This window comes from Frateuria sp. GZRR35 (assembly GCF_051900415.1).
Taxonomy (GTDB): domain Bacteria; phylum Pseudomonadota; class Gammaproteobacteria; order Xanthomonadales; family Rhodanobacteraceae; genus Frateuria_A.
This window is the reverse complement of sequence record NZ_JBHZGL010000021.1, coordinates 23,689-34,458: the sequence shown is the minus strand read 5'-3', so window position 1 is coordinate 34,458 and position 10,770 is coordinate 23,689. Positions and strand designations below refer to the sequence as shown.

General features: G+C 66.4%; 9 protein-coding genes. 5 read left to right on the top strand and 4 right to left on the bottom strand.

What is annotated here, in order from left to right; genetic code table 11:
* Positions 1 to 332 precede the first annotated feature (332 nt).
* Positions 333 to 1,544 carry a tyrosine--tRNA ligase gene (tyrS, locus tag ACFWZ3_RS17090; protein ID WP_439708879.1) on the bottom strand — a complete coding sequence of 404 codons (1,212 nt, stop codon included), beginning with the start codon at positions 1,542 to 1,544 and terminating at the stop codon, positions 333 to 335.
* 178 nt (positions 1,545 to 1,722) lie between these two features.
* On the opposite strand from tyrS, the gene ACFWZ3_RS17085 reads away from it, so the two are divergent.
* Positions 1,723 to 3,165: an OapA family protein gene (locus ACFWZ3_RS17085; protein WP_439708878.1), complete on the top strand. Its 1,443-nt coding sequence runs from the start codon at positions 1,723 to 1,725 to the stop codon at positions 3,163 to 3,165.
* A 9-nt stretch (positions 3,166 to 3,174) separates the two neighbouring features.
* On the top strand, positions 3,175 to 4,305 hold the full coding sequence (locus tag ACFWZ3_RS17080; RefSeq protein ID WP_439708877.1) for an anhydro-N-acetylmuramic acid kinase: 1,131 nt from the start codon (positions 3,175 to 3,177) through the stop codon (positions 4,303 to 4,305).
* A gap of 10 nt (positions 4,306 to 4,315) precedes the next feature.
* Here the strand turns inward: ACFWZ3_RS17080 and ACFWZ3_RS17075 are convergent, their stop codons facing one another.
* Positions 4,316 to 4,609 carry a hypothetical protein gene (locus tag ACFWZ3_RS17075; protein ID WP_209620917.1) on the bottom strand — a complete coding sequence of 98 codons (294 nt, stop codon included), beginning with the start codon at positions 4,607 to 4,609 and terminating at the stop codon, positions 4,316 to 4,318.
* Between the two features lie 164 nt (positions 4,610 to 4,773).
* On the opposite strand from ACFWZ3_RS17075, the gene ACFWZ3_RS17070 reads away from it, so the two are divergent.
* On the top strand, positions 4,774 to 6,090 hold the full coding sequence (locus ACFWZ3_RS17070) for an AmpG family muropeptide MFS transporter (RefSeq protein ID WP_439708876.1): 1,317 nt from the start codon (positions 4,774 to 4,776) through the stop codon (positions 6,088 to 6,090).
* 9 nt (positions 6,091 to 6,099) lie between these two features.
* Here ACFWZ3_RS17070 and ACFWZ3_RS17065 read toward each other — a convergent pair whose 3' ends face one another.
* Positions 6,100 to 6,870 (bottom strand): exodeoxyribonuclease III, encoded by a 771-nt coding sequence (locus ACFWZ3_RS17065; RefSeq protein ID WP_439708875.1) that lies wholly within the window; start codon positions 6,868 to 6,870, stop codon positions 6,100 to 6,102.
* Between the two features lie 75 nt (positions 6,871 to 6,945).
* On the opposite strand from ACFWZ3_RS17065, the gene pyrE reads away from it, so the two are divergent.
* Both pyrE and ACFWZ3_RS17055 read left to right on the top strand, forming a co-directional pair.
* Entirely contained in the window at positions 6,946 to 7,593 is a 648-nt protein-coding gene (pyrE, locus tag ACFWZ3_RS17060) for an orotate phosphoribosyltransferase (RefSeq protein ID WP_439708874.1), read from the top strand.
* A 101-nt stretch (positions 7,594 to 7,694) separates the two neighbouring features.
* The gene (locus ACFWZ3_RS17055; RefSeq protein ID WP_439708873.1) at positions 7,695 to 8,336 is read left to right on the top strand and encodes a DUF4124 domain-containing protein; all 642 of its coding nucleotides are present in this window, start codon (positions 7,695 to 7,697) and stop codon (positions 8,334 to 8,336) included.
* Between the two features lie 104 nt (positions 8,337 to 8,440).
* Here ACFWZ3_RS17055 and ACFWZ3_RS17050 read toward each other — a convergent pair whose 3' ends face one another.
* Positions 8,441 to 10,750, bottom strand: a complete 2,310-nt coding sequence (locus ACFWZ3_RS17050) for a phosphomannomutase/phosphoglucomutase (protein WP_439708872.1) — start codon at positions 10,748 to 10,750, stop codon at positions 8,441 to 8,443.
* Positions 10,751 to 10,770: the final 20 nt, after the last annotated feature.

The window sequence follows — 10,770 nt, the reverse complement described above, 5'->3', positions numbered from 1 at the left end:
TAAATCTGACTTTTAGGTTGGACGCTTGCATTGGTTGGACAGTCATCCATCCACCGCAAGGCGCCCACACAAGTCACCTGCGCACACTGTCAAAGATCAATCACTTGCGAACTTTTCTTCAGTTCGCGCCGAGACGTTTCGTCCCGGGTGAGCCGCCCATTCTACATTCCTTTGCCAGTTCGTCAACACCCTTTTGCGAAGAATTTTGCTTGGGGGAGTTGCCGGCCAAGGGGAGTTGGGCGACGGGCCGCGAATAGTAGGGAGAGCGCCCCAACTTGGCAAGCGGGCGCGGCCATTTTTTTTCGTGCCGCGCTTTGAAGATGGCCTGGAGCCTAGCCTGCGACGAGCTTCACCCGTGCGAAGTTGCGCTTGCCCACCTGCAGCACACCTTCGAATCCGACACCGAACACGCTCTGCGCATCCTCTACTACGGCGGCATCGATGCGCACCGCGCGCTCCTTGAGCTTGCGGTTCGCTTCGGAATTGCTGGCGGTGAGCCCCGCGGCCGTCAGCAGGGCCGGAAGACGCAGACCCTCGATAGGCACGATGATCTGGTTGAGGGGCAACAAAGAGGTATCGCCCTCGCCACGCACCACGGCATGCCAGCCCGCGATCGCCTGTTCGGAGGCCGCCGGGTCGTGGAAGCGCGTGGCCAGCTCGCGGGCAAGCCGCAACTTTGCGTCGCGCGGGTTGAGCGCACCGCTCTCAACCTCTCGCTTCATGCGCGCCAGTTCGTCGAGCGACACCTCGAAGCTGAGCAATTCGAACCAGCGCCACATCAGCGCGTCGTCGATCTTCATTGCCTTGGTGACGATGTCGATCGCCGGCTCGTCGATGCCTATGTAGTTGCCCAACGACTTGGACATCTTGTGGACGCCGTCCAGGCCCTCCAGCAGCGGCATGGTCAGCACGACCTGCGGCGCCTGGCCGTGGTGCTCCTGCAGGGCGCGCCCCATCAGCAGATTGAACTTCTGGTCGGTGCCGCCGAGCTCGACGTCTGCCTTCAGCGCTACGGAGTCGTAGCCTTGCACCAGCGGGTAGAGGAACTCGTGAATCGCGATCGGCTGCTGGCCGGTGAAACGCTTGGCGAAATCATCGCGCTCGAGCATGCGCGCCACGGTGTGTTGCGCGGCGAGCTTGATCATGTCGGCCGCGGACATCTCGCCGAACCACTCGGAGTTGAAGCGCACCTCGGTGCGCTCGCGGTCGAGCACCTTGTAGACCTGCGAGGCGTAGGTTTCGGCGTTCTTCAGCACATCCTCGCGGCTGAGCGGCTTGCGGGTGACATTCTTGCCGGTCGGGTCGCCGATCATTCCCGTGAAGTCGCCGATCAGGAAGATCACCTGGTGCCCCAGGTCCTGGAACTGGCGCATCTTGTTCAGCAGCACCGTGTGGCCCAGATGCAGATCGGGCGCCGTGGGATCGAAGCCGGCCTTGATGCGAAGCGGACGCCCGCTCTTCAGGCGTTCGACCAATTCTTCCTGCTTGATGACTTCGTCGGCGCCACGGGCGATGGTCGCCAGCGCCTGCTCGAGCTCGCTCATGAGTGTCCTCTAATGCCGATCGGTCGACAGCCATAAGGGGCCGCCGTTCACAAAATGGCGTTAATTGTGCGTTAATCAGAAAACCAGCGCAAATCCTTGAAAGGAAAGGCGTTGACGCCCTTTATACGGGGCCGCTAAGGTACCCCGCCTGAGTACTTTGTAACGCGGGGCGAGCAACATGGGTGAGGGCGACCGGATCGCGCGGGCGGCGCGCAAGCAGGCAATCCGCCGCAAGGCGCAGCGTCGCCACATGCATTTTTACGAACGTTGCGCGCACTGGTCGTTCAGCCGCCTGGGCGAGTCCGAACCGCTGCGATGGCATCGCGAGCGCTGGATCCTGGCCGGTACCGCGCTGCTGCTGACGGCCCTTTCCGGATTCTTCCTGCCTGCCTGGGCAAGCGCGATGCGGCCCGACCCGCAGCCGATGGCGCACACGCTGCTGCCGCTGACCCTGCCCAAGGCTTCGCCGGTCGTCGCACCCACCCGCGCGATGGAAGACTGGCACGTGGTGCAGGTGCAGCCCGGCCAGACATTGTCCGACATCTTCCAGGACCAGGGCCTGACCCTGACCGACCTGCAGCGCGTCATGGATGCGGCCGGCGCTGCCAAGGGCGCTTTCCACAACATCCGTCCGCACCAGGAATTCGACTTCCTGCTGGGTAGTGACGGCAGCCTCAAGGGCATCCGCTTCGACAAGGACGAGGCCAACCGCGCTGTGGTCCGCTTCGACGGCGACCGCGCTTCGCTGAACATTCAGCCCCGCGCGATGGAAACCCGTGAGCACGTGGCGCACGGCACCATCACTAGCTCGCTGTATGCCGCCGCGGCCCGCGCCGGCATGAGCCAGGGCATGGTCGGCAAGCTGGCTGACCTGTTCAAGTACGACATCGACTTCGTTCAGGACCTGCGCGACGGCGACAGCTTCACGGTCATCTATGACGACGTGTACCGCGACGGCAGCTACTTCGCCGAGGGCGACATCGTTGCCGCGGAGTTCGTCAACCAGGGCCACCGCTACACTGCCTACCGCTTCAAGAAGGCCGACGGCCGCTACGGCTGGTTCAGCGAGGACGGTCGGCCGATCCAGAAGTCCTTCCTGCGCATTCCGGTGGACTTCACCCGTATTTCCTCGCGTTTCAGCGCCGGCCGCATGCATCCCATCCTCGGTCGCATGCGTGCGCACAAGGGCGTGGACTACGCGGCGCCCAGCGGCACGCCCATCCATGCCGCCGGCGACGGCGTCATCAAGTTCAAGGGCTGGATGCGCGGCTACGGCAACTTCGTGGTCGTGCAACACAACAAGAACATCAGCACCGCCTACGGCCACATGTCGCGTTTCGCCAAGGAGCACGTCGGCCAGCATGTCAGCCAGGGGCAGGTCATCGGCTACGTGGGCATGACCGGCCTGGCCACCGGCCCGCACCTGCACTACGAATTCCGCGTCAACGGCGTGCAGCGCGATCCGCAGACGGTGACCCTGCCCAAGCCGCAGCCGCTGCCGGCCGCGCAGCTGGCCCGGTTCGAATCCCAGGTCGTGCGCCCGCAGTTGGCGCGCCTTAAGGCGATGGATGCCAACGTCAAGCTCGCCCAGCTGCGCTCGGCCACGCGCAACGACGATTGACGATCGATCTTGATTACCGCGGATGATGCATCGGCCCTTTACCTGGGGCTGATCTCCGGTACCAGCGCCGACGGCGTGGACGTCGCGCTGGTGTCCTTCGAGCAGGGCATGCCGCAGTTGCGGGCCGCCCTCACCCACCCCTGGCCCGATGCCCTGCGTGAGCGCGTACTGGCACTGGCGCAGGATCTCACCGCCTTCAACCTGGATAGTTACGGCCGCCTGGATGTCGCGGTCGGGCGTCACTTTGCGGACGCCGCGCGGGCGCTGCTTCAGACCAGCGGCACGGCACCGTCCGCGGTACGCGCACTCGGGTCGCACGGCCAGACGGTGCGGCACCGCCCTGGTGGCGAGGCCCCCTTCACCCTGCAGATCGGCGATCCCACGGTCATCGCCGAAACCTGCAGGATTGACGTGGTGGCCGATTTCCGTCGCGCCGACGTCGCGGCCGGCGGTCAGGGCGCGCCGCTGTTGCCGGCGGTGCATGCCATGCTGCTGGGCCAGCCGGGCGCCTCCCGCGTGGTGCTGAACCTCGGGGGGATCGCCAACATTACGGTGCTCGGGCCGGAAGGGCAGGTGCTCGGCTTCGATACCGGTCCTGCCAACGGTCTTCTGGACGCCTGGTGTCTGGAGCAACGCGGCGAGCCGTTCGACCGCGACGGCGCCTTTGCAGCCGCCGGCGTGGTGGATGCGCCTTTGCTCGAAGCCTTGCTGGCCGATCCCTATTTCACGCTACCGCCGCCCAAGAGTACCGGTCGCGAGCACTTCCACCTGGCGTGGCTGGTGCGCCAGCCACGCGTGGCGCTGCTGTCGCCCGCCGACGTACAGGCCACGTTACTGGAGCTGACCGCGCATACCGTGGCCGATGCGATCGAGGCCTGCGCGCCCACCGCGACGGACGTCCTGGTATGCGGCGGTGGCGTGCACAACTCCCGTCTGATGGCGCGTCTGGCCGAATGGCTGGCGCCGCGCCGCGTAGTGAGTACCGCCACGCACGGAATCGATCCGGATTACCTGGAAGCGGCAGCGTTCGCCTGGCTGGCGCGCCAGCGCGTACTCGGATTGCCGGGCAACCTGCCGGCCGTCACTGGCGCACGCGGCCGACGCGTGCTCGGCGCGCTGTACCCGGCTCCACGGGAATGATCGCGGCGATCTAGCTCAGCTTGGCGACGCGGACCGGCGCCAGCTGCGTCGGGCGGGCGAGCGACAGTGCCTGCAGGGCTTCCTGGAAAACCGCCTTCTCGGTCAGGTCCCAATGTCCGCCCAGCACCAGGCTGCCTGGATCGAACATGGTCTCGCTGGAAATCTGGCCGGCGGCACTGAGGCCCAGGCCATGCCGCAGGGCATGGAGTACGACGTCGTTGATGGACCAGTGGCGATCCTTCGCGAGCGTCTTGATCCGCTCGGCCATCAAGCTGTCGATATGGCGTATGACGAGGTCCGGCACGTGCGATCCCTCCAATCCGGCTCATGGGTCCTTGCAATGGCATTGTGGCATTTTTTCCGGCCGCGCGGCGGAGCCCGCTTTGCCCGGCCAGTGAGCCGCCGCGCAAACAAGTGCTGGACCTGGAGGCTTCCTCTGGCCTGCACCACGCACTTAGCATGGCAGCCATGAGCACATCCCGCCCCCGAGGCCTGCGCGCGCTGGTCGCCTCGCTCCACCCGTACCTGGAAGCGGCGCCGATCGGCGCGCTTTTGCTGGGCATTTCTTCCGGTTTTCCGTACGCGATGATCGGAGCGACCCTGACCACGCGCCTGGCCCAGCAGGGCATCGACAAACGTAGCGTCACCGAGTTTTCGCTGGCGTTCCTCGTCTACAACCTGAAGTTCCTGTGGGCGCCGCTGGTGGATCGGCTGCGCCTGCCGTTCCTGTCGCGTTTCGGCCAACGGCGTTCGTGGCTCTGGTTCTCGGCTGCCCTGGTGGCCGCGGCGGTCGTGTTCCTGGGGCTGACCGATCCCGCTTCCGATCTTCTGGCCACGGCGGGTGCGGCGATTCTTGTCGGCGTGGCCGGGGCGACCTTCGACATCGTCATCGACGCGTATCGCATCGAGATCCTCGAGCCGCGACAGCTCGGTGTCGGCTCGGGTATGTCGCAGTACGGCTGGCGTATCGGTTCGGTCTGCGCCGGCGCGCTGGCGCTGCTGCTCGCCGGCCCCGCCGGGTGGACCCGCGCGTATCTGGCCTGCGCCCTGTTCTCGCTCCCGGCGGTCATCGCCGGCCTGTGGCTGGGCGAGCCTTCGCGACACCGCGCGCCGGTACGCTTGCAGGGGCTGGCGGCGCTGCGCGAGACGGTGGTCGAGCCTCTGGCGGAGTTCTTCCGGCGCAACGGCGCGTGGCTGGTCCTGTTGTTCGTGCTGCTGCACAAGATCGGCGACACGTTGGCCAACCTTACGGTACGCCTGCTGCTGGACGATCTGTCCTTCAGCAACCAGGAGATCGCGACCTATGACGTCGGCTACGGTTTCGTCGCCTACCTGGTCGGCATTTTCCTGGGGGGCGCGCTCTACACGCGGCTGGGGATCAAACGTTCGGTGTTGCTGAGCCTGGTGCTGATGGCGGTATCCAACCTGTCCTTCGCCGCGCTGGCCCAGGTCGGGCACAGCAACGCCATGCTCGCCTTCACCATCGGCTTCGAGAACATTGCCAGCGGCATCGGTGGCGTAGCAGTAGTGGCCTACCTGTCGGCGCTTTGCAACCTCACCTTTACCGCGACCCAGTACGCGCTGCTGTCGGCCGCAGCCTCCGTGCTAGGCCGACTGATCACCGGCACCTCGGCCGGCGCGCTGATCGTGCAGATCGGCTACGTCGATTTCTACCTGTTCACGACGGTGGCCGCGCTACCGGGCATCGTCCTCTTCGCGTGGATGATGCGTACCGGCCTGGTCGACCGCGCCATTGCCGAAACGGACGTTCGGCGCAGCGCCTGACCCACGCCTTCAGTCGGCATAGTCGACCGTGTACGGCGCGTGGTCGGAGAAGCGTTGCTCGCGGTAGACCGAGCAGGCGCGCATGCGCTCACGCAAGCCTGGCGTGCAGACCTGATAGTCGATGCGCCAGCCGACGTTGTTCTCGCGCGCCCGCCCGCGGTTGGACCACCAGGTGTACTCGATCGCCTCGGGCTTGATCGCGCGGAAGCTGTCGACCCAGCCGCGGGTGTGGAGGAGCAGATCCAGCCAGGCACGCTCCTGCGGCAGGCAGCCGGAATTCTTCTGATTCGAGGTCCAGTTCTTGATGTCGTTCTTCGTGTGGACGATGTTCCAGTCGCCGCAGATCACGTAGTCACGGCCGCTGTTGAGCCATGCATCGAAGATCGGCGTGAGGAAGTCCATCGCCTTGAACTTGAACTGCTGGCGTTCCTCGCCCGAGGAGCCCGACGGCACGTACAACGAAACCACGGACAAGTTGCCGAAACGCGCCTCTATGTAGCGCCCTTCGCAATCGAACGGCTCCCAACCGAGCTCGGTGAGCACCGCGTCCGGCTCGCGCCGCGCATAGATCGCCACGCCGCTGTAGCCCTTCTTGCAGGTCGCGTCGCGATAGAAACAGTGGTGACCGTCCGGGCGGAACATCGCATCGGTGAGCTGGTTTTCCTGCGCCTTGGTTTCCTGCAGGCAGACCACGTCGGCCTGCTGCGTGCGCAGCCAGTCGAACACGCCTTTCGTGGCGGCCGAGCGGATGCCGTTGGCGTTGAGCGTGACGATTCTCATGCGAAAGCGGGCTCTGAGGACTGGGGAACCCATGGATAATAGCCGCCGCTTCCCAAATCTCCATGCCGGCCATCCATGCAGCCCTACCAACGCGATTTCATCGAACTGGCGCTCGCGCGCGACGTGCTTCGCTTCGGCGACTTCACCCTCAAGTCCGGCCGCCAGAGCCCGTATTTCTTCAACCTCGGCCGGATTGATTCCGGCGCCGCGCTGGCGCGGCTGGGCGAGGCCTACGCGGCAGCATTGGTGCGCGCGCAGTTGCCGGTGGACATGCTGTTCGGCCCCGCCTACAAGGGCATCGCGCTGGCCGCCGCCACCGCCATTGCGCTGGCGACGAGCCATCAACGCGACCTGCCATGGGCCTACAACCGCAAGGAAGCCAAGGACCACGGGGAAGGCGGCGTGCTGGTCGGCGCGCCGCTGACCGGCCGCGTGCTGATCGTCGACGACGTCATGACCGCCGGCACCGCGGTGCGCGAGTCGCTGGCGTTGATCCGTGCGCACGGCGCCACCCCGGCCGGCGTGCTGATCGCGCTGGATCGGCAGGAGCGTGGCCAGGGCGAACTCTCCGCCGCGCAGGAAGTGGCACGCGACCACGGCATCCCGGTGATCGCCATCACGGGCTTGGACGAGGTGCTGGCGTATGCCGGCGAGCGTGCGGAGCTGGCGTCCGAACACACGCGCCTGCTCGATTACCGCAATCGCTACGGCGTGTCGGCATAACCTTAAGTGGCGACGGGCGTCACAGGCCTGTCGGCACCCTTCATCCACGCTGTAGGCCGTCGCCGCACGATGGCTATACTGCCCGACAGGAGGGGGTATCCATGCGCAAGTTCGTTTACGCCGTTGCCACCATTCTGGCGACGACGGTCCTGACCGCCCATGCCCAGAAGGCCACCGGCATCCGCTACCACTGGCGCGATGGCAAGGGCTTGTCGCACTACAGCGACAGCCTCACCGCCGAAGCGATGAAGTACGGCTACGACCTGGTCAACGACCAGGGTTACGTGGTGCGCCATGTCGAGCGCCAGCTGAGCCCCGAGGAACGCGCCGCGGCCGACAAGGTCGCCGCCGAGCAGGCCGCGCAGCGCCGCGCGGAGGATGCACGCCGGCGCGCAGACCTGCAAATGCTCAACGCTTATGGTGACGAGGCCTCCCTCAAGCAGGCCCAGCAGGAAGAGCTGGTGAGCATCGACCAGCAGATCAACACCACGCGCCTGAACCTGCGCAGCCAGGAAAAGACCCTTACCGACCTGCTCGGCCGCGCCGCCGAGCTGGAGCGGAGCAAGGAAAAGGTGCCCAAATACCTGGTCGACAGCATCGCCGACCAGCGCAACGTGGTATCCGGCCAGCGCGGTACGCTGGAGCGGCTGCAGGACCGGCGCGACAAAGCCGAGAAGGATGCCGCCCGGCAGCTGGAACACTACCGCGCGCTAAAGAAGGCCCAGGACGAGCAGCGGCACTAGGCCGTTTCATGCAGGGACACGCCCGGGCGCGACCGCAAGCCCGCGGTCGCGCACAGAGGCGTTCCTGCCATGCCGGAGCGTTGGGCACAGCCCACCGCCGGTCATCAGAACGGCAGCTTCAACCCGGGATCGACCAGGAACAGCTGCTCGCGGAACGCCTGCTGGATGCGCTTGAGCGCCACCGCGTTATCCGCATCGAAACGCAGCACCAGCACCGGCGTGGTGTTGGACGCCCGCACCAGGCCCCAGCCGTCCGGCCAGTCGGCACGCACGCCGTCGATGGTGGTCAGCGTGGCGTCGCCGAAGGTGGCCTTTTCCTTGAACTTTTCGATGAAGCGGTAGTGCTCGCCCTCGTTGAGCTCGATCTTCAACTCCGGCGTGGACACGCCCTTGGGGCAGGTGGCGAGGATCTCCTCCGGCGAGCGTCCCTCGATGTCGCCGGCGAGGATCTCCAGTAGCCGCGCACCCGCGTAGATGCCGTCGTCGAAACCGTACCAGCGCTCCTTGAAGAAGAAGTGGCCGCTCATCTCGCCGGCCAGTTCCGCCTGCGTCTCGCGCATCTTGGCCTTGATCAGCGAGTGGCCGGTGCGCCACATCAGCGGACTGCCGCCGGCCTCCAGCACCTGGCCCTTCAGGTGGCCGGTGCATTTGACGTCGTAGATGATCGTGGCGCCCGGCTGGCGCGAGAGCACGTCGCGCGCGAACAGCATCAGCAGGCGGTCGGGGTAGATGATCTCCCCTTCCCTGGTCACCACGCCGAGGCGGTCGCCGTCGCCGTCGAAGGCCACGCCCAGGTCCGCACCGGTCTGGCGCACCGCGTGGATCAGGTCTTCCAGGTTGTGCGGATCGGACGGGTCCGGATGATGGTTCGGGAAAGTGCCATCCACCTCGCAGTACAACGGCACCACGTCGCAACCGATACCCTCGATCACCTGGGGCGCCAGGGCACCGGGAATGCCATTGCCGCAGTCGACCACGACCTTCATGCGCCGCTCGGCTTGCACGTCGGAGATGATCCGCTCGATGTAGTCAGGCACCACGTCGACGTGGCGCAGGCCACCCTGGCCGCCAGCCTCCAGTGCGCCGCTGGCGATGCGCTGGTAGAGATCCTGGATCGCGCCCTCGGAGAGCGTCTCGCCACCGACCACGATCTTGAAGCCGTTGTAGTCCGGCGGATTGTGGCTGCCGGTCACCGCCACGCCGCTGCCGGTGTTGAAGCGGTAGGCGGCGAAGTACACCACCGGCGTCGGCACCGCGCCGACGTCGATCACGTCGATACCCGCCTCGCGCAGGCCGTCGGACAACGCGCCAGCGAGTTCCGGGCCGGACAGGCGGCCGTCACGGCCGACCACGATTTCGTTCAGCCCCTTCTCGCGCATGAGCGTGCCGATCGACTGGCCCAGCAGGTGTGCCACCCGCGCCGTGAGCGTCTTGCCGACCACGCCGCGCACGTCGTAGGCGCGGAAGATGCTCGGGTCGACGGCATCGGCCGGGCTCTGTACCGGCGGCATCGCGGCTGGGCGTGCCACCGGCGGCGCGGGCTCGTGCTTGGCGGGGACTACATCGGACACCATCATCTCCTCGGGTTGGGTTTCCAGGCGCGGAGCCGTCCGGCCACGCAGCCACAACAGGTACAAGCCGCTGCCGATACCCAGCAGCGCCAGCAACGCGGCCAGCGGCCAGACGCGGGGCAACAGGATGAAGGCGGCCGGCAACGCGGCGCGAACGCTGAACGCGCTGCCCGGCACCGGTTTTGCCTCGTCCTCCGCCTCGGCCGATGCCGCGCCATGCGACAGCAGGCTGTGTTCGCCGCGATCGTCGCCCTGACGCAAGTCGATGCGACCGCTCCCGAGTGAAATGGACTCGAAACGGCGTTGCAGCGGCGTGAACGGCAATTCTAACCAGACCCACGCCTGCGGGCGCTGCACCGGGCCCAGCGGCTGTACCAGGCTCAACCGGCGCTGGCCGTTGTCCGATACGGTCTGCATGGGCAGGCTGTCGTCGGTCTGGGCGGCCATCAATTGCGCCGCCTTGGCATAACCGAACTCGCGGTAATTGGCGTGCAGCACCTCGTCCAGGCTTCCGCTGTAGACCTCCACGTCGAGCGCCTGCGGCAACCGCGCGCGCAGCGCATCGGCCAGTTGCGCACGATCGCCCTGCCACAGGGCCGGATCAAGCGTGGCGACCGCCTGTACGACCTGCTTGCGCTCGCCCGCGATCTCCGCTGCCAGCGCGCGTACCGCCTCGTCACGGGCAGCGTGAACGCGCGCTACCTCACCGCTTTCGCTGGCGATCAGCCAGGTCTGCCAGGCACAGAACAGGCCCAGCAACAGCAATAACGTGCCGCCGGCCAGCGGCAGCAGCTGCTGCCATGCCGCGCCGTTGCCACGCCCCCTCGTGATGTGTCTTGCCATCTCGCCCCCACCGATCGCAA